This window comes from Acuticoccus mangrovi, from assembly GCF_016411865.1.
In the GTDB taxonomy this organism is placed as follows: domain Bacteria; phylum Pseudomonadota; class Alphaproteobacteria; order Rhizobiales; family Amorphaceae; genus Acuticoccus; species Acuticoccus mangrovi.
The window spans coordinates 1-24,603 of record NZ_JAEKJA010000001.1 but is presented as its reverse complement, the minus strand read 5'-3'; the positions used below and the strand labels follow the sequence as shown (position 1 = coordinate 24,603).

Annotated in this window: 20 protein-coding genes and 1 pseudogene; 9 read left to right on the top strand and 12 right to left on the bottom strand. The window is 69.7% G+C overall.

The window, feature by feature from the left end; genetic code table 11:
* Positions 1-31: 31 nt before the first annotated feature.
* The 9 genes from JCR33_RS00105 to JCR33_RS00065 form a co-directional block, all read right to left on the bottom strand.
* Positions 32-862, bottom strand: a complete 831-nt coding sequence (locus JCR33_RS00105) for an ABC transporter permease (RefSeq protein ID WP_198879977.1) — start codon at positions 860-862, stop codon at positions 32-34.
* Positions 859-1,557: an ABC transporter permease gene (locus tag JCR33_RS00100; protein ID WP_198879976.1), complete on the bottom strand. Its 699-nt coding sequence runs from the start codon at positions 1,555-1,557 to the stop codon at positions 859-861. Before JCR33_RS00100 ends, JCR33_RS00105 begins: the two co-directional genes overlap by 4 nt.
* A 122-nt stretch (positions 1,558-1,679) precedes the next feature.
* Positions 1,680-2,510, bottom strand: coding sequence for a transporter substrate-binding domain-containing protein (locus JCR33_RS00095; RefSeq protein WP_198879975.1), 831 nt, complete (start codon positions 2,508-2,510; stop codon positions 1,680-1,682).
* Positions 2,511-2,553: 43 nt separating this feature from the next.
* Positions 2,554-3,867 (bottom strand): NtaA/DmoA family FMN-dependent monooxygenase, encoded by a 1,314-nt coding sequence (locus JCR33_RS00090; RefSeq protein ID WP_198879974.1) that lies wholly within the window; start codon positions 3,865-3,867, stop codon positions 2,554-2,556.
* A gap of 374 nt (positions 3,868-4,241) precedes the next feature.
* The gene (locus JCR33_RS00085; RefSeq protein ID WP_198879973.1) at positions 4,242-4,754 is read right to left on the bottom strand and encodes a flavin reductase family protein; all 513 of its coding nucleotides are present in this window, start codon (positions 4,752-4,754) and stop codon (positions 4,242-4,244) included.
* Positions 4,751-5,797, bottom strand: a complete 1,047-nt coding sequence (locus JCR33_RS00080) for an MsnO8 family LLM class oxidoreductase (protein WP_198879972.1) — start codon at positions 5,795-5,797, stop codon at positions 4,751-4,753. The genes JCR33_RS00085 and JCR33_RS00080 overlap by 4 nt, the downstream gene beginning before the upstream one ends.
* Positions 5,798-5,825: 28 nt before the next feature.
* Positions 5,826-6,368 (bottom strand): flavin reductase, encoded by a 543-nt coding sequence (locus JCR33_RS00075; protein WP_198879971.1) that lies wholly within the window; start codon positions 6,366-6,368, stop codon positions 5,826-5,828.
* A gap of 52 nt (positions 6,369-6,420) precedes the next feature.
* On the bottom strand, positions 6,421-7,725 hold the full coding sequence (locus tag JCR33_RS00070; protein WP_198879970.1) for an NtaA/DmoA family FMN-dependent monooxygenase: 1,305 nt from the start codon (positions 7,723-7,725) through the stop codon (positions 6,421-6,423).
* A gap of 85 nt (positions 7,726-7,810) precedes the next feature.
* Positions 7,811-9,121, bottom strand: a complete 1,311-nt coding sequence (locus JCR33_RS00065) for an NtaA/DmoA family FMN-dependent monooxygenase (RefSeq protein ID WP_211109976.1) — start codon at positions 9,119-9,121, stop codon at positions 7,811-7,813.
* Between the two features lie 295 nt (positions 9,122-9,416).
* Here JCR33_RS00065 and JCR33_RS00060 point away from each other — a divergent pair, with 295 nt between their 5' ends.
* Complete coding sequence (locus tag JCR33_RS00060) at positions 9,417-10,445, top strand: LysR family transcriptional regulator (RefSeq protein ID WP_198879969.1); 1,029 nt, start codon at positions 9,417-9,419, stop codon at positions 10,443-10,445.
* 13 nt (positions 10,446-10,458) lie between these two features.
* On the opposite strand, the gene JCR33_RS00055 is transcribed toward JCR33_RS00060, so the two are convergent.
* Positions 10,459-13,830 (bottom strand): molybdopterin-dependent oxidoreductase, encoded by a 3,372-nt coding sequence (locus tag JCR33_RS00055; RefSeq protein WP_198879968.1) that lies wholly within the window; start codon positions 13,828-13,830, stop codon positions 10,459-10,461.
* Positions 13,831-13,981: 151 nt separating this feature from the next.
* Between JCR33_RS00055 and JCR33_RS00050 the strand changes: the two genes are divergently transcribed.
* Genes JCR33_RS00050 through JCR33_RS00040 form a run of 3 tightly spaced genes read left to right on the top strand, consistent with a single transcriptional unit; the run spans position 13,982 to position 16,391 of the window.
* Positions 13,982-15,064, top strand: a complete 1,083-nt coding sequence (locus JCR33_RS00050; protein ID WP_198879967.1) for an Ldh family oxidoreductase — start codon at positions 13,982-13,984, stop codon at positions 15,062-15,064.
* Positions 15,061-15,732: a pyridoxamine 5'-phosphate oxidase family protein gene (locus tag JCR33_RS00045; RefSeq protein WP_198879966.1), complete on the top strand. Its 672-nt coding sequence runs from the start codon at positions 15,061-15,063 to the stop codon at positions 15,730-15,732. Before JCR33_RS00050 ends, JCR33_RS00045 begins: the two co-directional genes overlap by 4 nt.
* A complete protein-coding gene (locus tag JCR33_RS00040) occupies positions 15,729-16,391 on the top strand; it encodes a helix-turn-helix domain-containing protein (RefSeq protein ID WP_198879965.1) in 663 nt (220 codons plus the stop codon). Before JCR33_RS00045 ends, JCR33_RS00040 begins: the two co-directional genes overlap by 4 nt.
* Positions 16,392-16,398: 7 nt before the next feature.
* Here JCR33_RS00040 and JCR33_RS00035 read toward each other — a convergent pair whose 3' ends face one another.
* Both JCR33_RS00035 and JCR33_RS00030 read right to left on the bottom strand, forming a co-directional pair.
* Positions 16,399-17,697, bottom strand: coding sequence for an NAD(P)/FAD-dependent oxidoreductase (locus JCR33_RS00035; protein ID WP_198879964.1), 1,299 nt, complete (start codon positions 17,695-17,697; stop codon positions 16,399-16,401).
* A gap of 119 nt (positions 17,698-17,816) precedes the next feature.
* Entirely contained in the window at positions 17,817-20,714 is a 2,898-nt protein-coding gene (locus JCR33_RS00030; protein WP_198879963.1) for a hybrid sensor histidine kinase/response regulator, read from the bottom strand.
* A 234-nt stretch (positions 20,715-20,948) separates the two neighbouring features.
* Between JCR33_RS00030 and JCR33_RS00025 the strand changes: the two genes are divergently transcribed.
* The 5 genes and pseudogenes from JCR33_RS00025 to JCR33_RS00005 all read left to right on the top strand — a co-directional run.
* On the top strand, positions 20,949-21,485 hold the full coding sequence (locus tag JCR33_RS00025) for a c-type cytochrome (protein ID WP_198879962.1): 537 nt from the start codon (positions 20,949-20,951) through the stop codon (positions 21,483-21,485).
* A 42-nt stretch (positions 21,486-21,527) separates the two neighbouring features.
* Complete coding sequence (locus JCR33_RS00020; protein WP_211109975.1) at positions 21,528-22,439, top strand: c-type cytochrome; 912 nt, start codon at positions 21,528-21,530, stop codon at positions 22,437-22,439.
* Between the two features lie 384 nt (positions 22,440-22,823).
* Positions 22,824-23,513 carry a L,D-transpeptidase gene (locus JCR33_RS00015; protein ID WP_232372080.1) on the top strand — a complete coding sequence of 230 codons (690 nt, stop codon included), beginning with the start codon at positions 22,824-22,826 and terminating at the stop codon, positions 23,511-23,513.
* A gap of 343 nt (positions 23,514-23,856) precedes the next feature.
* Entirely contained in the window at positions 23,857-24,351 is a 495-nt protein-coding gene (locus JCR33_RS00010) for an invasion associated locus B family protein (RefSeq protein WP_198879961.1), read from the top strand.
* 3 nt (positions 24,352-24,354) lie between these two features.
* Positions 24,355-24,603 (top strand): annotated as a pseudogene (locus tag JCR33_RS00005) (23S rRNA (adenine(2503)-C(2))-methyltransferase RlmN); the annotation flags it as partial.

The following is a 24,603-nucleotide window of genomic DNA, read 5'->3' as shown; positions in this document are numbered from 1 at the left end:
CTGATGGCGACGGGACGGCTCTCGGTGGCGCTCAAAGGGCGACCCTCCGCGTCTCGCGGACCGACGCGGTCTCCTCGCTCGACGTCGGCATCGGCCGCGGGCCGAGCGTCGCCTCCGGGAGCGGCCGCGTCTCGGCGAGGCTCGCCGCCTCGTGCCGCGGCGGCTCCGTCGCCTGGTGGCGGTTGAGGTAGGTCTCGAGCCGTCGGAAGCCGAAGCGCATCACGTTGATGAGCACCCAGTAGAAGAAGCCCGCCGTCAGCATCGGCGTGAACGGGTCATAGGTCATCTCGAAGAGCTCGTTGGCGACCGCCGTGAGGTCCACCACCGTGATGACGCTCACCACCGCCGTGCCCTTGGTGAACATGATGACTTCGTTCTGGTAGGCTTTGAGGCCGTAGCGGACGGCGAGCGGCATCTGGATGTAGCGGAAGGTGTCGCGCGGCGAGTTGCCGAGCGCCGCCGACGCCTCGACGAGCCCCGAGGGCACCGCGCGCAGGCTGCCGCGCACCACGTCGACCAGGAAGGCGATGTGGTTGAGCGACAGGCCGATGATGGCGCAGGCGTAGGCGTCGCCGAACACCACCCACAGCGGCCCGTCGCGGATCGCCGAGATCTGCCCGAAGCCGTAGTAGACGAGGTAGAGCAGGATGAGGAGCGGCGAGCCGCGGAAGAACATGACGAAGATCGCCGCCGGCCAGGAGAAGATGCGCTTCTTCGACATCCGCGCCAGCGCCAGCGGCACCGACACCACGGCGCCGATGATCAGCACCGACACGGTGAGGAAGACGGTGGTCAGCAGCCCGTCGAACATGACGGGCAGGCTCTTCCAGGCGAGTGCGAAGTCGATCGGCAGGCCGCTCATGCGTTGCCCCTCGCGTGCCCGCGGCCGAAGCGCTGCTCCAGGCGGTCGGCGAGCGGCATCGTCGCCGCGTTGATGATCACGAAGAACAGCGCCGCGGCGATGAAGAAGATGAACGGCTCCTTGGTGGCGCCCGCCGCGATCTTGGAAGTGGCGACGAGGTCGTTGAGGCCGGCGAGGGACACGAGCGGCGTATCCTTCAGGACGATCAGCCAGATGTTGACGAGGCCCGGCAGCGCGAGACGGATCACCTGGGGCAGGATCACGTAGACCCAGCGCACCACCGGCGGCAGGGCGAGCGCGGCGCAGGCCTCGAACTGGCCCTTCGGCATGTTGCGCACCGCGCCGTGGACGAGCTCGGCGACGTAGGCGGCGTAGACGATGGTGAGCGCCGCCATGCCCGCCTGGAAGGGCGTCACGTCGATATAGCGCGACATGCCGAAGATGCCGGTGAGGATGGCGCTGCCGCCATAGTAGAGCAGGAAGATGACGAGGAGCGAGGGCACGCCCATCATCGCCGAGGCGTAGACTCGCCAGATCGCCTGGATGACGACGTTCTTCGACAGCGTGACGATGCCGATGACGATGCCGAGGACCAGCGCCAGGACGAAGCTCGCCAAGAAGAGCTGCAGCGTGATGAGGGCGCCATGGCCGAGCTGGCCCATGTAGCCCCAGAATTGTTCGGGGGTGAGGTTCATCGCGGGTCAGGCTCCGTGCGCAGGGTGGGCGGGGCGCGTGTGGCGCGTCTCCTCGCGTCGTCTCCCATTGTCGTTGGCCCGAAGGCGACGGGCCGGCATGCGGCCGACCCGTTCCGTAGTGGCTAGAGGCAAGGCTCCTCGGCGGTCAGGATCGGGGCCGAGAGATACTTCTTGCGCAGCTCGGTGAAGGTGCAGTCGGCGAGCGTCGCGTCGATGGTGGCGTTCACCTTCTCGATCAGCGCCTCGCCCTCGGGGTCACCCTTGCGCACGGCCCAGCTGTAGCCGCGCTTGGCGGGCGGAATGTCCGGATCGCCGATCCAGTGGTCGCCGCCGGTCAGCTTGTAGGGCTCGCCCTCCGGCTTGTCGATCAGCTCGATGGTCCAGTTGATCTTGGAATCGAACACCATGTCGATGCGGCCGGCGAGCAGGTCGAGCTTCATCTGGTCCGGGTTGTCGTAGTAGACGCGCTCGAACACGTCGCCCCAATGCTTGTCGACGTAGGGGATCGACGCGGCACCGCGCTGCAGGCCGAGCTTGATGCCTTTCCCCTCGAGACCTTCCTTGGTGTACTCGTAGTCCGTGTCCTTCTTCGCCACGAAGGTCATCGGGTTGTAGACGATCGGCCGCCCGTAGGTGAGCTTGGCGAGCCGCTCAGGGGTCGGGGCGAGCTGGGTGGTGATCATGTCGAACTTGCCCTGCAGGATCGACGGGATCAGCGCCTTGAAGTCCATCACGATGATTTCGCAATCCACGTCCATGCGCTTGCAGACCTCGCGGGCGAGGTCCGGCTCGAAGCCGGAGGGATTGCCGTCCGAATCGATCATCGAGAACGGCGGGTAGACGCCCTCATTGCCGAGGCGCAGCGTTTCGGCCGAGGCGCCGGTCGCGAGCACGCCGCCGGCGACGACCGCGAGCGCGGTGCCGAGCGCATGGAGGGAGAAAAGCTTCGTCATCGAGGATCTCCGGTGGGACGATACGGATGCCATGGGGGATCGGTCAGAACTCAAGGAGGTTGTCCCTGAGGTGGGCGTGGGAATAGGCCTTGCGGGTCAGCCCGCGCTGCTGCAGCTCCGGCACCAGTCCGTCGATGATGGAGGCGACGGACCGGCGCGAGAGGTCGCCGAGCTCGAGGAGGAAGCCGTCGCCGCCGACTTCGTCCATGATCTCTTCCATCTGGGCGGCGCAGGATTCCGGCGTTCCGACCACGTCGACGGTGTAGCCCGACGAGGAGTGGTCGATGATCGCCTCGCGCAGCGTCTTGCCTTCCGAGCCCTTGAGGAACTGGTTGAGGCTCGACTGGTGGCCGTTGGTGGTGAAGGAGCCGACCGGCGCGTCGAGATCGCAATCGGAGAAGTCGATGTTGGTCGACCAGCCGAGGCGGGCGAGGCGCAGATCGAGGTTGGCGGCGGCGGTCTCGCGACGGCGCTCGGCCTTGTCGCGCGCCTCGGTCTCCGTCTCCCCGACGACGGGCGAGAGGAGATAGAGGATCTTCACCGTGTCGGGATCGAGGCCGGCGGCGACACGCTCGGCGCGCACGTCGTCGCGATAGGCCTTCATGGCGGCAACGCCCTTCGGGGCGGCGACCACCGTGTCGGCGTGGCGGGCGGCGAAGGCCTTGCCGCTCTTGGAGCCGCCGGCCTGGGCGATCACCGGCTGGCCCTGCGGCAGCGGGCCGGAGTTGAGCGGCCCGCGCGAGGAATAATAGTCGCCCTCGAAGTCGATGGTGTGGACCTTCTCGTGGTCGATGAGGACGCCCGACTTGCGGTCGGCGACGATCGCTCCCGGCTCCCACGAGCCCCACAGACCCTTGCAGATCTGCACATATTCCTCGGCCATGACGTAGCGGTCGTCATGGTTGGGCAGGCGCGGCATGCCGAAATTCTGGGCGGAGAGGTCCGATGAACCCGTGACCATGTTCCAGCCGCCGCGGCCGGCGGAAATCTGATCGAGCGTGCCGACGATGCGGGCGGTGAGGTAGGGATGATAGGCGAACGTGGAGAGCGTCGGCACGATGCCGAGGTGCTTGGTGTGCGCCGCCATCAGCGTGGCCACCACCGACGGCTCCTGCCGCGGGGTGCACATGCCGTTCTTCAGGAAGATCTCTCGCGAGTCCTTCCAGTTCTGGCCGATGTAGATCGAATCTTCGATGAGGATATAGTCGAAGCAGGCGCGTTCCATCGACTTGACGAGGTCGATGAAGAGCGACGGATACATCCAATCTTCGGAAATGTTGCCAGTCCAGGGGGCACCCCAGGCCTGGATGCTCGAGCCTTGCAGAAACCAGGCGAGGTGAAACGGTCGCGCAGCCACGAAGATAACGTCTCCTGATGTCCCGCGTCGGCGAACGCGCGGGATCGGAGCCCGCCTCGCCCGCTTGCGACGCCATAGTCCACTCTAGGCAGGCCGCGGAGACGCCGCCCATTCGGAAGAAGCGAAGGACGGTTCAGAATAAACGCATGAATTTATGCCGCGTTGCGCGGCATTTCGCCAACGAAATGGTCGTTTGATATAAATAATCACAAGCCGCACATCAAATATGCAGCACCCACAGGTCTACTCTATACCTGTGTGATGGCACAGGTAACATCCTTCGACAAAGAATCCATGACGTAACGCAAAGACGGGCCGAGCCGTGCTCCAGGCCCGTCGCGGGGCGCGCGCGGCGCCCCGTCCGGCGTCGCGGCCTATTCGGGCGCGGCGACGCCCTTCACGGTCTTGCCGCGGAAGAACACGAGAGGATCGCCGTCGCCGCGCGAGGAGACGCCCTTCACGGTGCCGACGACGATCGAGATGTCGCCGCGGGTGATCACCTCGTCGACGGCGCAGTCGAACACGCCGAGGGCGTTCTTGTAGACCGGCGCGCCGGTCGCGAGCGTCGTCCATTCGCCCTCGAGGAAACGGTCGGCGCCGGAGAGGCCCGCCTTGCCGGAGAAGGCATCGGCCACGTGGCCGGCTTCGGCGTCGAGGAAGTTCACGGCGAAGTGGCCGCTCTCGAGGACGCCCTTGAGCGCGCTCGTCTTCTTGTCGATGGAGACGAGCATCGTCGGCGGCGAGGCGGTCACGTGCGCGGCGGAAAGGCCGAGGAAGCCGGTCGGGCCCTCCTCGCTGTCGGCCGTGACGACGGTCATGCCGATGGCGCGAGCGCCGAGGGTGCGCCAGAAGGTGCCTGGATCGATCTCGGCGGGTGTGTCGGTCATTCGACGAACTCCATGGTGTCCTGCGAAAAACGGGAGCGAGCGGTGGCCAGCCCCACGGCCTCGGCGATGAGGCCGAGGGAGCGGCGGCGATCGGCGAGCCCCGCCGTGGGGCACGCGATCATCATCTCGTCCGCGTCGTAGCGGCGGGCGAGCGCCGTGAGGTCGGCGGCCACGCCCTCCCCCGTACCGTGGATGAGGGTGGTGCGCCAGCGCGCCAACTCCGCCGCATCGCCGTCGCCGACGGGTTTGCCGCTGTTCGCACAGGGAAGGATCGCGCCCCGCCCACCCGCCGCCCGCCAGCGCGCATAGGGGAGCAGGTGGCGGTGGACGTCGAGCCGTGTCGGCGCGGCGAGCGCGAAGGCGGCGACGGCGAGATAGGGCCGCCCCTCCCCCGACCAGGCCGCGCGATAGGCGGCGATCGCCGCGTCGGCGCCGACGCCGTCATGGAAGAAGTGGGCGAACACGTAGGGCAGACCGAGCCGGCCGGCGACGCGCCCGCTCGCGGCCGTGCTGCCCAGCACCCAGATGTCTGGCGGCGGAACGGCGGCGCGGCTCGCCGCGATGCCCTCGAACGGATGCCCCTCCTCGAACGGGCGGATGCCGAGAAAGCCGAGAACGTCCGCGATGCTCTCGTCGAAGGCGGGGCCGCCGAGAGCATTGAGCGGATCGTCGAGCATCGCCGGACGCAGCGCATAGGCGGTCTGGCGGTCGGCACCCGGCCCGCGTGCCAGCCCGAGATCGATGCGGCCCGGCGCCAGCGCCGAGAGCACGCCCGCCGCCTCCGCCACCTTCAGCGGCGCATAGTGCGGCAACAGCACCGCCCCGGTGCCGACGCGGATGCGCCGCGTCGACATCGCGATCGCGGCGGCGAGCACCTCCGGCGCCGTGCCGGCGAGCCCGGGCGCGTTGTGGTGCTCCGACACCCAGAAGCGGTGATAGCCATAGGCGTCGGCCGCGTTGGCGAGCGCCACCGTGTCGCGGATCGCCTCGCCGGCGTCCCGCCCCTCCACCACCATCGACTGATCGAGCACCGAGAGGCGCATCGGCCCTCCCTTGCCGGTTCGGAACGTCTCAGACGACGTGATGGAAGCGTCGGCCGAAATAGACGAGGCCGCCGGCATGCTCGTTGTCACGAACGGCGACCACCTCGCAGATCATCACGTCGTGGGTGCCGACCTCGACGAGCTGGGTGACGCGGCAGTCGAACGCGACGATGGCGTCCTCCAGCACCGGGGCACCGGTCGCGAGCGTCGTCCAGTTGGCGGCGGCGAAGCGCTTCACCATGTCCTTGTTGCCGCCGGAGCCGGCGAACACCATCGACAGCTCTTCATGCGGCTTCGACACGGTGTTCACGCACAGGACGCGGGACGACAGAATCGACTTGTGGGCCTGGGTCGTGCGGTTGATGCACACGAGGAGGGTCGGCGGCTCGTCGGTCACGCTCGTGACGGCGGAGGCGGTGAAGCCGCACCAGCCGTCCTCGCCCACGCTCGTGATGATGTTCACCGCGGCCGCGAGCCGCGACATCGAGTGGCGGAATGCGGCCTTCTCGACCGGGGGCCAGGTGCCGGCCACCTCGGGATCGGAACTCGCATAGGTCGTGCAGGTGCTCATCGCTTTCCTCGTCGGTGCGTACGCGGCGACGTGCGGCCCTCGCCGCCCGTCGTCAGAACTCGCGCAACGTCTCTCGTAGAGTGGACTTCGTATATTGAGTCCGGGTCAACCCACGGCGTTGCAAAGCTGGAACCAACCCCTCGCAGATTTCAAGGATGTACTGACGACTGAGGTTGGTTGTGAAGGGGCGCGTGATGAGGAAGCCGTCGCCGCCGACCTCCTCCATGATCTCACCCATGCGGTCGGCGACCTGGTCGGGGGTACCGACGAGACCGTCGAGGCCGCGGTTCACCTGCTCCATCACGATCTCGCGCAGCGTTTTGCCGGAGCCCCATTGGGCGAAGGCGTCGAGCGAGCCCTGTTCGCCGTTGGTGGTGAGGTGAGGCAGCTCCTTGTCGAGATCGAACTGGGCGAAGTCGATGTCGGTGATGGCGCTGATGGCGGCGAGGGTCTTGTCGATGTAGCCGGGGTGGTTGCGGATGCGGTCGAGCTTTTCCTGCGCCTCGTCCATGGTGTGGCCGAGAACCGGGGCCACCACGAAGAGGACCTTGATGTCATCGGGATTGCGGCCGGACTTCTCGGCGCGGGCGCGCACGTCGTCGCGATAGGCCTTGATGCCGGCGACGCCGGACGAGGGGGCGATGATGGAATCGGCCGTCTCGGCGGCGAACTGGCGGCCACGCGGCGAGCCGCCTGCCTGCACGAAGGCCGGCCGCCCCTGCACCGGCGGCACGCAGTTGAGCGGTCCGCGGCACTTGAAGAACCGGCCGACGAAGTTGATCGGGCGGACCTTCGAGGCGTCGGCATAGGTGTCGTTCTCGCGGTCGAGCACCACGGCGTCCTGGTCCCAGCTCGCCCAGAGTTGGCGGCAGAGTTCCACGTACTCGTCGGCCATGTCGTAGCGGTCCTGCCGCGGGGGCAGCTCGTCCATGCCGAAATTCTGCGCCGCGAGGTTCTCGCCGCTCGTCACGATGTTCCAGCCGAAGCGGCCGCCGCAGATATTGTCGAGCGTCGCCGACAGGCGGGCCAGCATGAACGGCGGATAGGCCATCGTCGACATGGTGGCGACGACGCCGAGGTGGCGGGTGTGGTTGCCGATGATGGCGGCGACCGGGGCGGGATCGTTCTTCGGCCCCATGATGGCGTACTTCAGGTAGGTCTCCATCGTGCCCTTGTAGGCTTCGGAGACCATCAGCGTGTCTTCGAGCATGATGTAGTCGAAGCACGCCCGCTCCATGGCCTTCGCCATGTCGATGAAGAAGCCCCCGTCCCAGGGATCGCCACCGGCGGCGAAGGTCTGGTTCCACTCGTCGAGGGCGAAGTTCATGAACCAGCCGAGATGGAAGCGCTTGGGCATCCGTCGTCCTTCAAGAGTGGCGGCCGAGGCCGCGGGTCGTATGGCGGCCTCGGGGCCACGAGTGGATCGGCCGTGGGGCCGGGTGTCAGAACGCCTTGAGGTTCTCGCGCAAGGTCGGCTCGGCGTAGGAGGTCCGGGTCAGGCCGCGGCGCTGCAGCGCGGGAACGAGCCCTTCGCAGACCTGGAGGATGTACTCCCGGCTCACCTTCTGGAACGGCGAGGAGATGAGGAAGCCGTCGCCGCCGACCTCGTCCATCACCTCGCCCATCCGGTCGGCGACCTGGTCGGGGGTGCCGACGAAGCCGTCGAGACCGCGCGTCGCCCGGTCCTTGCAGAGCTGGCGCAGGGTCTTGCCGGAGCCCCATTGGGCGAACGCGTCGAGCGAGCCCTGTTCGCCGTTGGTGGTGAGGTGGGGCAGCTCCTCATCGAGGTCGAACTGGGAGAAGTCGATGTCGGTGATCGAGCTGACCGAGGCGAGCGTCTTCACCTGATATTCGATCGAGGCGGTATAGGCCTCGAAACGCCGCTTGGCGCTCGCCTCCGTCTCGGCGAGGACGGGGCTCGCGATGAAGAACACCTTCACTTCGTCCGGGTCGCGACCGAACTTTTCGGCGCGCTCGCGGATGTCGTCGCGGTAGGCCTTCATCGCCTTCACGCTGGAGGCGACGGCGATGATGGAATCGGCGGTCTGCGCCGCGAACTGGCGGCCGCGGGGCGAGCCACCGGCCTGCACGAAGGCCGGGCGCTGCGGATTGCCCTGCTTCGGCGGCACGCAGTTCAGCGGACCACGGCACTTATAGTAGCGGCCCTTGAAGTGGATCGGGTGGACCTTGGTGTAGTCCACGTAAGTGTCCGTCGCGTGATCCTTGACGATGGCACCGGGCTCCCAGCTCATCCAGAGCTGGCGGCAGAGCTCCACATACTCGTCGGCCATGTCGTAGCGGTCCTGCCGGGGAGGCAGCTCGTCCATGCCGAAATTCTGCGCCGCGAGATTTTCGCCGCTCGTCACGATGTTCCAGCCGAAGCGGCCGCCGCAGATGTTGTCGAGCGTGGCGCAGAGACGGGCGAGCATGTAAGGCGGGTAGGCCATGGTGGAGAAGGTCGCCACCACGCCCATCTTGGAGGTGTGGTTGCCGAGGAGCGCGGCGAGCGGCGCCGGATCCCCCTTCGGACCCATGAGCGCGTACTTCAAGTACGCGTCCATGCTGCCGCCGTAGGAATCGGAGATCATCAGCGTGTCTTCGAGCATGATGTAGTCGAAGCACGCCCGCTCCATGGCCTTCGCCATGTCGATGTAGAACTCGCCGTTCCACGGCGTGCCGCCGGCGGAGAACGGACCGTTCCACTCATCGACCGCGAAGTTGACGAACCAGGCAAGATGGAAGGGACGCGTCATTCTCCGCCGATCGCTGATGGGTTGCCGGAGCGCGACGCTAGGCGCACCGCAGCATTGTTGACCATCGGCAATTATAGAAGCTCGGATCAGCGACCCACAGACGCAATTCTATGCATTACGCCAAAGATTTAATCGCACAGCGCCGCGGCGCGCGCGTGACCGTCGCCGCCGCGTGGGCTAGTCTGTCATTTGTGCAGTGCGTGGCGGCTGCGGACGCGGGCACATCCTGCAGCGAGCCGGGCACATTCCTTGCATCTATGCTTGTCGCCCGACACGGCGGACCGGTCATTGCGTCATGTCAAATCTCAGTCAAGTCTATGACATCGATCTGAAGCTGCTGCGCTGCTTCTGCACCATCGTCGAGGAAGGCAGCTTCAAGGCCGCCCAGGCCACGCTCAATCTGTCGCAGTCGATGCTGAGCGAGTATTTGAAGTCGCTGGAGACGCGGCTCGGGGTGCGGTTGTGCCAGCGCGGCCCCAAGGGCTTTAAGCTGTTGCCCGAGGGCGAGGTGGTGTACGAGGCCGCGCGCGACCTCTTCGCCTCGGTGGAGGTTTACCGCCAGCGCGCGGCGAGCCTCGGCGACGGTCAGGGCCACGAGCTCGTGATCGGCATCCAGGACCAGATCGTCGACAACCCCCGCGCCCACGTGGACGAGGCGATCTCCCGCTTTTCCGACTACTACCCCAACTGCCGCTTCCGCGTTGAGATCATGCTGGGCTTCCAGATGACGGGGCGCGTCGCCGACGGCCTTCTCCACGTCGGCATCGGCATTCAGAACGAGCAGTTCCCCCAGCTCGCCGCCGAGCGCCTGTTCGACGAGGAGGCGGCGATCTACGCCGGCCGCAGCCACCCGCTGTTCGCCGTGCCGGACGCGGAGCTGACGCGCGAGGCGATCGAGAACGCCGTCTACTGCAACCGCGGCCATCACGAATATGTCCACCCGGAGAAGACGCGCAACGCGGCGACGCGGGGCGACATCGGCCTCGGCGCCCACGCCCAGACGACGCTGGTCCTCTCGGGCCGCAACATCGGCTATCTGCCCGACCACGTGGCCGCCCCCTACGTGGCGCAGGGGCGCCTACGGGCTTTGCGGCCCGACCTCACGCGCATGGTGAGCCCCGTGGTGGCGATGACCGGGGCGAGCGTGAAGGACTTCAAGTTCGCCCAGCGCTTCGTCGACAGCCTCGTCGACGTCCACACCGAGGCGCGGGTGATGTCGGCCGCGAGGGCACCGGTGCCGGAGCGCGCCGAGACGCCGACCGCGCCGACGCCGCCCTATCGGCGGCGCAGCAGCCCCGCCAAGCGCCGCACCGCCGCCTCCTGAGCGATCCGCCCCGTCAGTCGGCGAGGCGCACGTCGCTGATCGGCACCACCTGACAGGTCAGGATCTCGGCCACGCCGTCGACCACCCCGCTCGTCGCATCGAACACCTTGCCCGACAGGAGCGTCTTGGCGCAGCTCTCGCACTGGCCGGTGCGGCAGCCGGCGCTGATCGGCGCGCCCTGCCGCTCGGCGGCGTCGAGGAGGGTGCGATCGTCGGGCGTCCAGGCGAATTGGTGGGCGCCGAGGGTGATCGCGAACGGCCGGTCGGGTCGCACCGCCGGGCGCATCGCGGGTGCCGTGAACGCCTCCCACTCGATCCGCGACGGCCGCACGCCGAGCCGCTCCAGATCGCCGGCGACGGCGCGGATCATCTCGCTCGCGCCGCAGAGATAGAAGCGACAGGCGGGGTCGGTGACGAAGTCCTCGAGACCCGCGAGGCTCAGCCGACCGCAGGCGACGCCTTCCGGCGGCGAGGTCTCGCGCGAATAGTAGGTGTGGACGCGCAGCCGCGCGTTGGACACGGCGGCGGCTGCGATCTCGGCGGCGAAGGCGTGCTCGGCCGCCCCCGCCACACCGTAGACGAGGGCGACGGGCGGGCCCTCCGGCGCGAGGCGCTTCAGGAACGGAACGAACGGCGTGATGCCGACACCGTTCGCAATCAGCACCGTCGGCCCCTCCCCCGCCCCGAGCAGGAAGCGCCCCTTGGGGGCCGTCGCATGGAGGACGCTGCCCGCCGCCACCGCCCGGTGGAGATGGTTCGACATCTCACCCGCCGGCACCGACAGGCCGGCGGGCGCCGCCATCGCCTTCACCGAGATGGTCAGGCCGCCCTCGCCGCCCGAGATCGAATAGGCCCGCTTCAGCGCCGTCCCCTCCCGGTCGAGGACGACCTCGAGGTGCTGGCCGGGGAGATAGTCGGGGATCGGCTCACCGTCTTCCGGCGCGAGGGTGATGGTGCGGATCGTCGGCGTTTCGGCGTGGACGGCGACGACGCGGAAGGGGCGCGTGCCGGCGAAGGCGCGCGCCGGGGCGTTGCCCACCCTGTCGCGGGTGATCGTCGCGGGGACGCCGCGCAGCGCCACCGAGCCACTGAGCGGGTCGGTGAGATGGCCGTCGACGAGGGCGTTGTAGTTCGACGTCCCCTCCCCCTTCACCGGCAGCGCGGCGAGGCCGAGACGCACATTCTCCTGCCACCAGCCATAGTCGGCGACGAGCGTCGTCGGGTCGGCCTGCGCGTCGAGCCGGGCGCGGAAGCGCGCCTGGCCGGCGGCCGTCTCCACCAGCACCCAGTCGTCGACGTCGATGGCGTGGCGATCGGCAAGGTCGGGGTGGAGGCGCACCCGCGGCTCCGGCGAGCGCCGCCGCAGCGAGGGAATGTCGCGGTGCTGGCTGTGGCAGTAGAGCCCGTCCTTGGCGGTGGTGAGGGTGAGGCCGGCCGGCGACGCATCCCCCGCGGGTAGCGGCGGATAGCCGTGGCGGGCGAGCGTGACCGAGTGGATCTCGACGAGCCCGGTCGGGGTGGCGAAGCCCGCCGCGCGCCCGTCAGTCTCCGCGGCATATTTCTCGTAGCGCTGCTCGAGCGGCACGGCGATGCCCTCCGGGCTCGCCCGCAACGCCGTGAGGGTGATGCCGGAGGGGGCGAGGATGTGCGCCCACCCCGCCTCCACTCTGCCGCCGAAGAAGTCGTCGGCGTGACCGAGGCGGGTCGCGAGGTCGAACACGATGTCGGTGTCGGAGCGCGCCTCGCCGCGCGGCGGCACCATGCGCGGGCGCAGCTGCACGAGGCCCTGCGCCGCGGCGTCGAGCTCGAAGCCGAGCTTCAGCGCCTCGTGCTCCCACGGCAGCGTGGCGGGCAGCACGATGTCGGCATAGCGCGCCGTCGGCGTCATGCGGTGGTCGACGTGGACATGGAAGTCCAGCGCTTCGAGGGCGGCGGCGCTGCGCTCGGGATTGGGCTGGCTCGCCATCATGTTGCCGCCGAAGGCGACGAGGGCGCGCACGCGGTAGGGATCGCCCTCGATGGCGGCGCGGCTGAAGTCGGCGGCGTTGACGTAGCCCTGGCGGGCGGGGCCGATGGGTCGCTCGGCGAGGCCGAGCGCCTTCGCCTGCTGCTCCGGCGGCAGGATGTCGTGGCTTGCGACGCCGTTGCGCGGCACCGCCGGCACGACCACCCCCGTCCCCGGCCGATCCACCGCGCCCGACAGCGCCTCGAGGATCGAGATGGCACGCTCGGTCTGCGTCGCGGCCTGATGCTGGCCGACGCCCGTCCAGGCGTAGAGGCCAACGGCGGTGCCGGCATCGAAGATCTCCGCGAGCGCTTCGATGGTCGCCTCGGCAAGGCCCGTCTCGGCGGCGGTGCGGGCGAGACCATAGGGCGCCACGGCCTCGCGCAGCGTCGCGAAGACCGGCCGCGCCGCGATGGTGCGACCGTCGACCGTCACCGTCATCGTGCCGGAGAGGGCGAGGCGATCGGCCTCGACCGGCATCAGTCGCGTCGCCGGGTCGTAGAGCGCGGCGACGCCCGCGCCTTGGTCCCACACGAGGTGGCGCGGCGTGCCGTCGGCGGCGCGCGTCTCAATCAGCGCACCCGTCTCATCGACGAGGAGCGCGGCGTTGGTCCAGCGCCGCACGAAGGCCTCGTCGTACCGGCCGCGCTCCAGCACGGCGCGGATCAGCCCGAGCGCCAGCGCGAGGTCGCTGCCGGGCCGCAGCCGCGCCCAGACGTCGGCGCTGCGGGCGTAGCCGGTGGGCTGCGGGTCGACCACCACGAGGCGGGCGCCACGCCGCTGCGCCGCCGCGAGCCGGCTTGCGAGCGCGAGCCAGGTGTTGGACGGGTTGAAGCCCCAGAGCACCGCCACGTCGCAGTGGGCGAAGTCGGGGGCCGGCCGCGCCATGCCGAACGTGAAGGCATGGGCGAAGTCCTTGTGCCAGTTGCAGATCTCGGTGGCATAGACGGTGTTTGGACTGCCGAAGACGCGGATGAAGCGCTCGATCCAGTCGATGGAATCGGAGATGCCCGTGCCGCTCGGCGTGGTCACCTCGAAGGCGACGGCCTCGGCCCCGCTCTCGGCCCGCACCGCGGCGAGCCGCTCCGCCACCGTCGCGAGCGCATCGTCCCACGAGATCTCTTCAAAGCCCGGATCCTCCGCCCCCTTGGGCGCGGTGCGGCGCAGCGGCTTCAAGAGCCGCGTCGGCTCCGACAGCATCTCCGGCGCGGCCCGCCCCTTGGGGCACAGGGCGTGCCCGGTCGGATGCTGCGTGTCGGGCTCGACCCGCACGAGGCGGTCGCCCTCCGTCACGTAGACGGCGCCGCAGCGCGAGCGGCAGAGATTGCAGAAGCCGCGCTTTCGCACCGTCACCATCGGCTCGGCGATCTGCTGGTCCATGGCCCATCCTCCGAAATCCCACACCGCATCGTGCAGCATCGATGCCAGCAGGCTGATGCAACGCTAGCCAGCGGCTGCTCGCAAATCGAACTTGCATCAGATGCAAGAAGCGACGCAAGCTCCCCGGCACACAGGCGCAATGGAGACCTCGATGACCGACAGCGTCCGCATGAGCTTGGCGCAAGTGCATGACACAGCCCGCCGCCTCCTCCTCGCCCAAGGCTTCTCCGAGCCGCACGCCGAGGCGATCGCCAACACCGTGACCGCCGCCGAGCGCGACGAGTGCCGCCATCACGGCCTCTTCCGCATAGCCTTCTATGTGAACGCGCTGAAGGCGGGACAAGCCTCCGGCGAGGCCGAGCCGACCCTCACCGACCTCGCCCCGGCCATCGTGCGCGTCGACGGGCACAACGGCTTTTCGCCGCTTCCGCTGGAGCGCGGCCACGCGCCGCTCGTGGAGCGGGCCCGCGCGCAGGGGATCGCGGCGCTCGCCGTCAACAACGCGCTCAACGTCGCGGCGCTGTGGCCGGAGGTGGAGCGGCTCGCCGACGACGGGCTCGTCGCCTTCGCCTTCGTGTCGGCGATCCCCTACGTCGCCCCCTATGGCGGCATCAAGCCGGTATTCGGCACCAACCCCATGGCCTTCGCCTGGCCCCGCCCCGGCCGCCATCCGCTCGTCTTCGACCAGGCCTCCTCGATGAGCGCCCGCGGCGAGATCCAGATCCGTATGCGCGACGGCAAGCCGCTGGAGCCCGGCTGGGCGATCGACGCCGACGGCAACCCTACCACCGACGGCAAGGCGGCGCTCGCCGGCGCCCAGCTTCCCTTCGGCGGCGCCAAGGGCTCGGCCATCGCGATGATGGTGGAGCTCCTCGCCGGTCCGCTCATCGGCGACGTCCTGTCGGTGGAGGCGGGCGAGCGCGACGTGGCGAAGACCGGCGCCCCCTGCGGCGGCGAGCTCGTGATCGCCATCGATCCGACGAAGGCGATGCCCAACGGCGATCTCGCCCGCCAGGCCGAGCATGCCGAGCGCCTGTTCTCGATGATCCTGGAGCAGGAGGGCACGCGCCTGCCGTCGGACCGGCGCTACCGGGCGCGCGAGCGCACCACAAAAGAGGGCGTCGACGTGCCCGCCTCGCTCCATGCGAGCCTGATGGAGCTGCTCGCCGGCCGCTACAGCGGCGCTCGGGCCGACTACGAGGGCGACCCCGAAACCGGAAAGTCCGCCGCATGAGCACCGAGGCCTACACCCCCACACCGCGCACCAAGCTGCGCCTGCGCCCCGACCGCGGCCACTACGACCGCGAGCTGGTGCACGCGATCATCGACGAGGCGCTGATCGCCCATGTGGGCGCCGTGGTGAACGGCGAGCCGCGCGTTCTGCCCACCGCCATCGTGCGCATCGGCGAGGACGTCTACATCCACGGCAGCCAGGCGAACGGCGTTCTCGGCGCGCTGAAGGACGGCGCGCCGGCCACCATCACGGTGACGCTGATCGATTCCATCGTCGCCGGCCGCTCCGGCTTCGGCTTCAGCCTCGACTATCGCTCGGTGATGATCTTCTCCCACGGCGAGGCGGTGACCGACCCCGAGGAGAAGCGCGGCCTCGTCCAGGCCTTCGTCAACGACTTGATGCCCGGCCACACCGTGCGCCCGCCGAAGCCGAAGGAGCTCGCCGCCACCCTCTTCCTGCGCTTCCCCATCGAGGAGGTGTCGGCGAAGGTGCGCGACGTCGGCGTGCTCGACGTGGAAGAGGACTACGGGCTCGACCTCTGGGCCGGAAAGATACCGGTGAGCCTCGCCTTCGGCGCGCCGGAGGATTGCCCCCGGCTCGCCGAGGGGATAGCGACGCCCGACTACGCTCAGAACTACGCCAGACCGCCGATGAAACGCTCCACATGACCGATCGACAATCCGACAGCGCCCTCGACACCGCGCGCAAGCTCGGCGCGCGGCTGCGGGCCGCCCGCATCGCCGCCAATCTGAGGCTCGCCGACGTGGCGGCACGGGCCGGTCTTTCGGAGAGCTCGCTGTCGCGCATCGAGCGGGGCCACACGGCGCTGTCGATCACCCACCTGGTGCAGCTCTGCGAGATCCTCTCGGTGGGCGTCGACGAGCTGTTCGACGATCGGGCGCTTCCGGCGCGCACGTCGGTGGCCGTGCACCGGGCCGAGGATGCGGCCGCGCGCCGCCCGCTCGCGGGAAGCGGCTATAGCTGGGTCCCGCTCGCCGGCGGCGCGCCGTTCGACGCCTTCCAGGTGTTCCGCCTCACCTTCCCGACCGAGGAGAAGATGAAGGTGATGGTCTCCCATCCCGGCCAGGAATATTGCCAGGTCCTGTCGGGCACGGTGCATTATCACGTCGCCGGGGAGACGCATCTCCTGCGGCCGGGCGACGGGATCATGATCGATTCGGAGCTACCGCACCGGGCCGAGTCGGTGGGCGACCGACCCGCCGAGATCATCATGATGGTGGCCCGGCCCAACGCCGGAGCGATGACCGAGTGGTGGAACGCGGCCGCCCTCGCCCCGAGCGTCCAAGGCTCCGAGGGCGAGGCCTGATCCCGTCCTAGTCCGACCCGCGGGCGATGCGGTCGCGCAGCCGATAGGTCTCCCCCACGAGGGGCACGAACCAGGGATTGCCGTTGTAGAAGGGGATCGTCGGAAACACGGTGCCGTCGAACGCACCGAGCGGGGCCGACGGGCGCTCCAGGATCTTCTTGGCGACGAGATGGCCGAGATAGCTCATCATCGCGACGCCGCCGCCGTTGCAGCAGAGGGCGTAGTGGATGCCGTCCTTGCTGCCCATGTGCGGCAGCCAGTCCCGCGCGAAGGCGACGTTGCCGGTCCAGGCATGGGTGACCTTCACGTCGGCGAGCTGCGGAAAACGGCGCGACATCATCGCATGGAGACCGACGGCCGCCTCGCGCGGGGTGGTGAAGCGGAAGCTCGCGCGCCCGCCATAGACCATACGACGCCGATTGGGCGACAGGCGGTAGTAGGACAGCACCTTCGCCGAGTCGGACACCGCTCGGCGCTTGGGGATCAGCGCCGCCGCCACATCCTCCGGAAGGACCTCGGTGGCGATGATGTAGCTCGCCACCGGCACCACGCGGCGCTGCAGGTCCGGCGTCGCCGCTCCGGTGTAGCCGTTGGTGGTGATCACCACCTCGGCGCACTCGACCTTGCCCGCCGACGTCGTCACCTCGTAGCCCGACGCGGTGGGGGTGATGGCGGTGACGCGCACCGGGCTCGCCACCTTCGCCCCCGCGGCGAGCGCGGCGGCGAGGACGCCGGCGTGATAGCGCGCCGGCTGAACCAACCCGCCCGGCTCGAAACGCACGCCACCGTGATAGAATTTGGTCCCGACCTCCTCCTCCTGCCGCTCGCGCGGCACGGCTTCGGCATCCAGGAAGCCCTCGCGCACGGCCCACTCGGCCTTGCGCGCGAGGGTCTCGTAGTGGCTCGGCGCGAAGGCGGCGAGAAACTTTCCGACGGGCTCGTAGACCCCCTTCATGCCGAGCCGCGCGATGAGGTCGCGAGTATGGTTGAAGGCGTCCATGCTCGTCGCGACGCGCGCCCGCAAGGCCCCCTGGTCCTTGGCGCTCGGATCGATCATCGACCACGCCCCGGTGAGGTGACCGCCGTTGCGGGTAGAACCGCCGTAGCCCGGCATCTCGGCATCGACCACCGCGACGGAGGTCCCCGCCTCGGCCAAGGTGAGGGCGGCACCGAGGCCGGCGTAGCCTGCACCGACCACGAGCACGTCGCAGCGATCGGGGAGTGCATCAGGGGTGGTCGGCTCGGGTTTCGCCATATTCCACCACAGCGGCTCCTCGGTGAAGCTCTCGGCAAAGATATCGGCCATCGTGAGTCTCCCTATCGCCAGTCGACGACGTGCATGCAGTCTTCTCGCCAGATGGACGCTTCCCGTGAATCTATCTTGACACGCGGGGGGCGTCGGGGCGGGCGAGCCGTGCGCCGGCGTCAGGGTTTGGCGGGGTCGTCCGAGCGGTCGGGAGGAGGGCTCGCGCGCTCGATCAGCCGTGCCGCGGCGGCGGTGACGTCGCCCGGATCGGCGCCCTTCGGCACGATGTCGTCGAAGATCTCGGGGCGCTCCACCGCCGTCGGCCAGTCTGTGCGGCCGGTGTGGAGGAGGATCGGCAGGCCCGGGCGCATCCGACGTGCAGCCTCGGCCACCTCGACGCCGGAGCGGCCGGGCATCGCGAGGTCGGTCACGAGAAGGTCCCACGCGTCCCGGTCGTCGGCGAGGGCTGCGAGAGCGTCGACGGCATTCTGGCACACAGCGGCCTCGGCGCCGGCGGCCTCGAGGGTCGCGGCGACAACCTCGCCGGCGACGGGATCATCGTCGAGCACCAGGACGAGGCGCCCGGCGAGGCTCGCGCCATTGGGCGGCGCAAGCGGCGCGCGGGGCTCGGGCTGCCGCGGAGAGGGCGTCCCGTCGGGATCGACGACAGGTAGGCAGACGGAGAAGGTCGCCCCCTCCCCCACCGACGAGGCGAGGTGGACGAACCCGCCGACGGCCCGCACGATGCCCGCCACCACGGCGAGGCCGAGCCCCGTCCCGCCCGCCCCCTTGGTGGAGTAGTAGGGCCGAAACACGTCGCCGAAGTGCCGCTGATCGATGCCGCGGCCGTTGTCGGTGACGCACACGCAGCCGTAGGGGCGGTCGCAGAAATGTGTTCCGACGACGACGCCGCAGTCGTCGATCCCGCTGTGCCCGCCGCGCGGCAGCTGGCGCACCGCCAAATGGATCTCTCCGCCCGGCTGGTCGACGGCGTCGCGGGCGTTGAAGGCGAGGTTGAGGATCACCTGCAGCACTTCGGTGGGATCGGCGAGGACGGTCACCGCCTCCTCCGTCCTCCGCGCGCGGACGGCGATGGTCTTGTCGAGGCCGGTGCGCACGAGCTCCATCGCCTCCGCGACGACGGCGCCGAGCTCGGCCGTGCCGCGCGTCGGGGCGCGCTTGCCGAAATTGAGGAGGCGGGAGATGAGGTCCGACATCGAGCGCCCGGCCTGGGCGATGCGATCGGCATGGCGGCGCTCGGCCGAGCCCGGCGGCACCGCCTCGGCGATGAGGCCGGCCGAGCCGGTGACCACGGAGGCGACGTTGTTGAGATCGTGGGCGAGGCCCGCGGCGATGACGCCGATCGCCTCCTGCCGCTGGGCACGGGCGAGCTGGGTGAGGAGATGCGCCCGCTCCATCTCCGCCCGGCGCCGTTCGGTGATGTCGCGACCGATGCAGATCAGCCGGTCGCCGTCGAGGCGGGTGATGGCGAGCTCCTGCTCCACCGTCCGCCCGTCGGCGCGCCGGCCGACCACCTCGCCACGCCACACGCCGCGGGCCTCGAGGGCCGGTGCCGCACGCGCGAGGAGATCCTCGGCGTTCTCCTCGGCAAAGAGGGTGCGCCACGACGTCCCCACCACGTCGACAGCGTCGGCGATGGCGTAGAGGCTGCGGAAGGCGGGGTTCACGTAGACGAAGGCGCCGATCTCGTCGAGCACGGCGATGGCGTCCTGGGCCGCGTCGACGGCGGCGATGCGCTCGGCGAGGAGGCGCTCGTGCTGCTTCTCGCGAGTGATGTCCACGACGATGGCGAGCGCGCCGCCGTCGGGCGTGACACCGCCGCTGATCCGGGCGACCCGCCCGTCGCAAAGGACGGCTTCGGCGGGCGCGGCACCGGTGCGCATCGCGGCGAGGCGACGCGCGGCGAGCGCCTCGCCGGCGGCCGGGTCGAGGCCGGTGAAGCGGCCGTGCCGTGCCATCGCTTCGCGGTAGGGCTCGCCCGGCTGCCAGTCGGTCCCGCCGGTCGGATAGGCGCGGCGGAAGGGCTCGTTGGCGAAGACGATGCGATCGTGCTCGTCGAGCAGCAGGAAGCCGGCGGGAATGCTCGAAAGGGCGATGGCGAGGCGATCGCGGGCGGTGTCCCGCTCGGCCTCCACGGCGTGGCGCTGCGAGCCGTCGACCTGAGTCGCGACGAGATAGCGGGTGGCGCCGGTCTCGTCGGGGATGGGGTAGAGGGTGAGGTCGTTGTAGAAGAGCTCGCCCGACCGCTTGCGGTTGAGGAGGGTGAAGGTGCCGCTGCCGCCTGCGGCGACGACGTCGCGCAGCCGCGCCCGCTCGTGCGCATCACCTCCCTCGGCGGCGAGGAAGCGGCAGTTGCGGCCGAGCACCTCGGCCCGGCCATAGCCCGTCATCCGCTCGAAGGCGGGGTTCACATAGATGAGGCGCCGGTCGGGATCCTGCGCATCGGCGATCACCACGGAGACCGACGAGCCGTCGATGACGGCGGCGAGCAGCGTGTTGCGCTCGCAAGCGGTCCGGTTGGCGATCGCCTGACCGGCGAGGCTTGCGGCGCGCGCGAGGAAAGCTTCGCTCGTCATCCCGAAGGCGCCCACGGTGACGCTGGTAGAGACGAGCAGCGCCGTCTCGCCGCCATGGAGGCGGAGGGGGGCGGAGAGCCAGGACCGCGGCGCGGCGCCTCCCGAGGGCGTGCCGGCGCGACCCGCCCACCACGCGGCACCGGCGAGATCGTCGACGCGGCAGACGCCGCCGAGGAGATGGCGCGCCCCGCCGATCAGCTTGTCGAGCGGCCGCGACCCGGCGCACTCGGTCACGATGAGATCGTCCGCGGCGGGGCGCATGAGGCAGGCGCCGCCCGCCCCGGTGCCCCTCAGCGCGGCATGGAGCAGCGCGGCGACGGCGGCCGCCGTCGACGCCGCCGCGTTGATCGCCTCCACCGCGTCGAGAAGCAGACCGAGGTCGCGCGCCCGACCGCCTCCCCCGTCCGCGGAGGCGTCGTGGTCGAACCTCGTCTGCGGCGTGTCGAAAGCGTCGGCGTGCGCCAGCGCGTCCCGGGGCATGGGCGCCTCCCAGATCGGAGCATCATCCAAGGTTGTGAGGCGAGGACGGCGGGTCAATGGCGCGTGGCGGAGCCGCGACGCGGAACGCAAGCCCCGGTGCAGCGTTGAGGCACGGCGCGCCGCCTGGATGCGATGACGGATAAGTGACCACGCCTCGCGTTGTCCCTGTCACATCCCGCTGGTCACATCAGCAACGCGCGATTGTGCATGAAGCACAACATGGGAGGACGAACGATGCGGAGACTTCTGGGGGCCGTCGCCATATCCGGCCTGATCGCGATGGGCGGCACCGTCGCTCTCGCCGCGATGTCGCCGGAGGAGGCGGTCAAGGCGCGGCAAGACCTGATGGACACCCTGCGCGACGCGAGCCGGACGCTGCGGCCGATGATGAACGGCGAGGCGCCCTACGACGCCGACGCCGTCCGGCGCGAGGCGGCGGTCATCCGCGACCACGCCGGCAGCGCGATCACCGACCTCTTCCCGGAAGGCAGCCTCGTGGGCGACAGCGAGGCGTTGCCCGCGATCTGGGAGAACTTCGCCGCCTTCACCAAAGCGGCCGAGGATCTGAAGGCCGCCGCCGGCGCGCTGGTCGAGGCCGCCGACAACACCGGCGATACGGCGAGCGCGGCCCCGTCGATGGGCTCGCTGATGGGTGGCGCGCCCGAGGCACCGGCAGGCGACGTCGCACTGGCGGACCAGCCCGCGACGGAGGTCTACAAGGCCGTGGGCGGGGCCTGCCGCGCCTGCCACACCGACTTTCGGCAGGACTAGGCCCATGCGAGGGGTGCGAGGGGTGCGGCACGGAGGGGCGGCGTGAGGCCGCTCGGGCGGATCGTGCTCGGCCTCGCGGTGGCGGGCGCCGTCGGCGCCGCCGCCGTGGTGGCCGCGCTGACATGGGTGCCGCTGCGGCGCGGCGCCCCGGTGGCGGCGGCCGAGCCGGGCAATCCGCAGCGCGGCGCCTATCTCGCCCGAACGGCGGGCTGCATCGCCTGCCACACCGACCTCGCGGGAGGCGGCAAGCCGCTCGCCGGCGGCCCGCCGCTCGACACGGCGTTCGGCACCTTCCGCGGCCCCAATCTCACGACCGATGCCGACGCCGGCATCGGCGACTGGTCGCTCGACGACTTCGCCACCGCCGTGCGCCGCGGCGTGTCGCCGTCGGGCGCGCCGCTCTACCCGGTGTTCCCCTACACCTTCTATGCCGGCCTCACCGACCAGGACGTCGCCGATCTCTATGCCGCCTTCCGGACGGTGGCACCGGTGGCGACGTCCGCCCCCGCCCACGACATCCCCTTCCCGTTCAGCTGGCGTCCGGCGCTGAAGCTGTGGCGGCTCCTCAACATGCCCGATCCGCAGGTGACCGGTGGCGGCGACGGCACGGGGTCCGACCGGGGGCGCTATCTGGTGGAGAACGTCGTTCACTGCGGCGCCTGCCATACGCCGCGCGGGCCGCTCGGCGGGCGCATCGAGGCGCGGCGTCTCGAGGGCGGCGACGATCTTCCCGGCGGCGGCAGCGCGCCGCCCATCACCGCCGCGGCGCTCGCCGCCGACGGATGGACCGAGCCCGCCCTCGCCGCATCGCTCCAGACGGGCATCGGCATCGACGGCGACGCCTTCGGCGGGGCGATGGGCGAGTTCGTCAGCGACACGACGCGCTTCCTCACCGAGGACGACCGCCTCGCCATCGCCGCCTACCTCCTCGGCGACGCGGCGGCTGCACGATGAGCGGCGGAGGCGCACGGCGCGGTGATGGTCGAACCAAACGCCGCTCGCCGCGTTCGCCTTCCGGGGTCGGGCGTGACGTGATCGCGCGACAGCGCGGCAGCCTGTCAGGCGGCAGGCCGGCCGAGGCTTTCGGATCACACAATTACGCCCCGACTTCGGCTATGTATGGGCGTGTCAATGTTTTTTTGACGCGAACGAGCGGGATCAACAGGCGATCGGGCGCCCGGGCGGGACCGGCATGCGGATGCCGGCCACGGGCGCGCACGAGCGACGTTCTAGCGTAGTACGACAGAGGTTGAGCGTTATGGTGAGGAGTAGGTGGGGTATGCCCCATTCCGTCGCGGTGCCGGGCGGTCAGATGCGACGATCGGGATCGGTGCCGTGCTGAACCGCCGCGCATTCGTCGCCGGCGGCGGTGCCGCCCTCGCCCTCGCCGGCTGTCAGGCCAATCCCAATCACCAGATCGTGATGGGGACCGCGCCGGTCGCCCCCGTTCGCTCCGCGATCCCCGACTACTACCGCCAGATGTACGGGCCGGTCACCGACGAGCCCTATCCGATTCCCGCGGTGGACCTGCGCCAGATCGACCCGCGTTTCTTCCGCCGCGAGGTGGACGATCCCACCGGCGAGCGTCCCGGCACCATCGTCGTCGATACCGGGGCCTTCTTCCTCTACTGGACGATGCCCGGCGGCAAGGCGATGCGCTACGGCGTGGGTCTCGGCCGCGAGGGCTTCAGCTGGGACGGCAACGCCACCATCCAACTCAAGCGGGAGTGGCCGACCTGGACGCCGCCGTCGGAGATGATCGACCGCGACCCGCAGCTCGAAAAATATCGCGACGGCATGGAGCCGGGGATCCAGAACCCGCTCGGCGCCCGCGCCCTCTACCTCTTCCAGGGCCGCGCCGACACGCTCTACCGTCTGCACGGCACGCAGGAGGCCTACTCGATCGGCCACGCCGTGTCCTCGGGCTGCGTGCGCCTCCTCAACCAGGACATCATCGACCTCTTTAGCCGCGTGCCCATCGGCACCCGCGTCGTCGTGCGCCCGCCGAGCGCCCCGCTCACCTCCTGACCGAGCGGTTTTCGACCGCCAGGGCCGGCGGATCGACGCACCCGCTGCATCGATCCGCCGCGCTCCGAGCCAGCCTCAGACCAGTTCCACGCAAGCCCGGCGACGCAAGATTGGTCCATCTGCCGCCCGCCGTACTGATTCGCGCGGCATTTGCGCCGCATGCTCGACGTGCGGCATCGTTCACCGTCCCTTCAACCTTCGTGCGGCTTTGTCACGCCTGTGGCCCCCCGCACACGGTCAAGAACGTTTCGTTCATGGCCAATGCGTAAGGGGACAGGACTTGACCCCAGCGCGCTTCACCTGAAATGGGAAGGGCGTGCATCGACGGACTTAGGACATTGCCATGCGGCCACTCGCAGCCCTACTCGCTCTCCTGGTGTCGTTTTCCGCCGCCGCTCAGGGAGCGCCGACGCTGCTGGAGCAATTCAACGACTGGGAAGCCTATCGCTTCGAAGCCAACGGACAAGTGACGTGCTACATTCTGTCCAAGCCGAAGACGCTGTCTCCCAGCAACCGCAATCATGGAGACGTCTTCTTCTTCTTGACCAGCCGCCCGGGTGAGAACGTGACCAACGAGGTCAGCGTGCTCGTCGGCTACCCCTTCGCCCCCGACTCCACCGTGACGGTGGACGTCGACGGCCAGAAGTTCACCCTCTTCACCAAGGAGGATGGGGCTTGGGTGGAATCGACCGCCGAGGAGCAGCAGCTCGTGACGGCGATGCGGGCGGGCCGCTCCATGAGCGTCAGCGGCACTTCGGCACGCGGCACCAACACCTCCTACACCTTCTCCCTGTCGGGTGTGACGGCCGGCTCCAACCGCATCCAGAACTGCAAGTAGACCATGGCCAACCTCACCCTCCTCCGCCGGCGCACGCAGGATGCGATCGCACCCGAGGTGCGTACCGCGCCCGAGCGCACGGAGGGTGAGGGCCAGCTCGTGGGCGCGAGCCGCGAAGAGCTCGCCGGCCATCTCGCCGCCATCGGCGTGCCGCCCGGCCAGATCAGGATGCGCGTCGCCCAGCTCTGGCATTGGCTCTACACCCGCGGCGTCGACGATCTCGCGCAGATGACCAACGTCGCCGCCCCGGTG

Coding starts and splice junctions, on each gene's coding strand:
- JCR33_RS00095 (WP_198879975.1), bottom strand. CDS start 2,510: ATGACGAAGCTTTTCTCCCTCCATGCGCTCGGCACCGCGCTCGCGGTC.
- JCR33_RS00055 (WP_198879968.1), bottom strand. CDS start 13,830: ATGGACCAGCAGATCGCCGAGCCGATGGTGACGGTGCGAAAGCGCGGC.
- JCR33_RS00075 (WP_198879971.1), bottom strand. CDS start 6,368: ATGAGCACCTGCACGACCTATGCGAGTTCCGATCCCGAGGTGGCCGGC.
- JCR33_RS00025 (WP_198879962.1), top strand. CDS start 20,949: ATGCGGAGACTTCTGGGGGCCGTCGCCATATCCGGCCTGATCGCGATG.
- JCR33_RS00060 (WP_198879969.1), top strand. CDS start 9,417: ATGTCAAATCTCAGTCAAGTCTATGACATCGATCTGAAGCTGCTGCGC.
- JCR33_RS00065 (WP_211109976.1), bottom strand. CDS start 9,121: ATGACGCGTCCCTTCCATCTTGCCTGGTTCGTCAACTTCGCGGTCGAT.
- JCR33_RS00030 (WP_198879963.1), bottom strand. CDS start 20,714: ATGCCCCGGGACGCGCTGGCGCACGCCGACGCTTTCGACACGCCGCAG.
- JCR33_RS00010 (WP_198879961.1), top strand. CDS start 23,857: ATGCGGCCACTCGCAGCCCTACTCGCTCTCCTGGTGTCGTTTTCCGCC.
- JCR33_RS00100 (WP_198879976.1), bottom strand. CDS start 1,557: ATGAACCTCACCCCCGAACAATTCTGGGGCTACATGGGCCAGCTCGGC.
- JCR33_RS00070 (WP_198879970.1), bottom strand. CDS start 7,725: ATGCCCAAGCGCTTCCATCTCGGCTGGTTCATGAACTTCGCCCTCGAC.
- JCR33_RS00080 (WP_198879972.1), bottom strand. CDS start 5,797: ATGCGCCTCTCGGTGCTCGATCAGTCGATGGTGGTGGAGGGGCGGGAC.
- JCR33_RS00035 (WP_198879964.1), bottom strand. CDS start 17,697: ATGGCCGATATCTTTGCCGAGAGCTTCACCGAGGAGCCGCTGTGGTGG.
- JCR33_RS00050 (WP_198879967.1), top strand. CDS start 13,982: ATGACCGACAGCGTCCGCATGAGCTTGGCGCAAGTGCATGACACAGCC.
- JCR33_RS00040 (WP_198879965.1), top strand. CDS start 15,729: ATGACCGATCGACAATCCGACAGCGCCCTCGACACCGCGCGCAAGCTC.
- JCR33_RS00045 (WP_198879966.1), top strand. CDS start 15,061: ATGAGCACCGAGGCCTACACCCCCACACCGCGCACCAAGCTGCGCCTG.
- JCR33_RS00105 (WP_198879977.1), bottom strand. CDS start 862: ATGAGCGGCCTGCCGATCGACTTCGCACTCGCCTGGAAGAGCCTGCCC.
- JCR33_RS00085 (WP_198879973.1), bottom strand. CDS start 4,754: ATGACCGACACACCCGCCGAGATCGATCCAGGCACCTTCTGGCGCACC.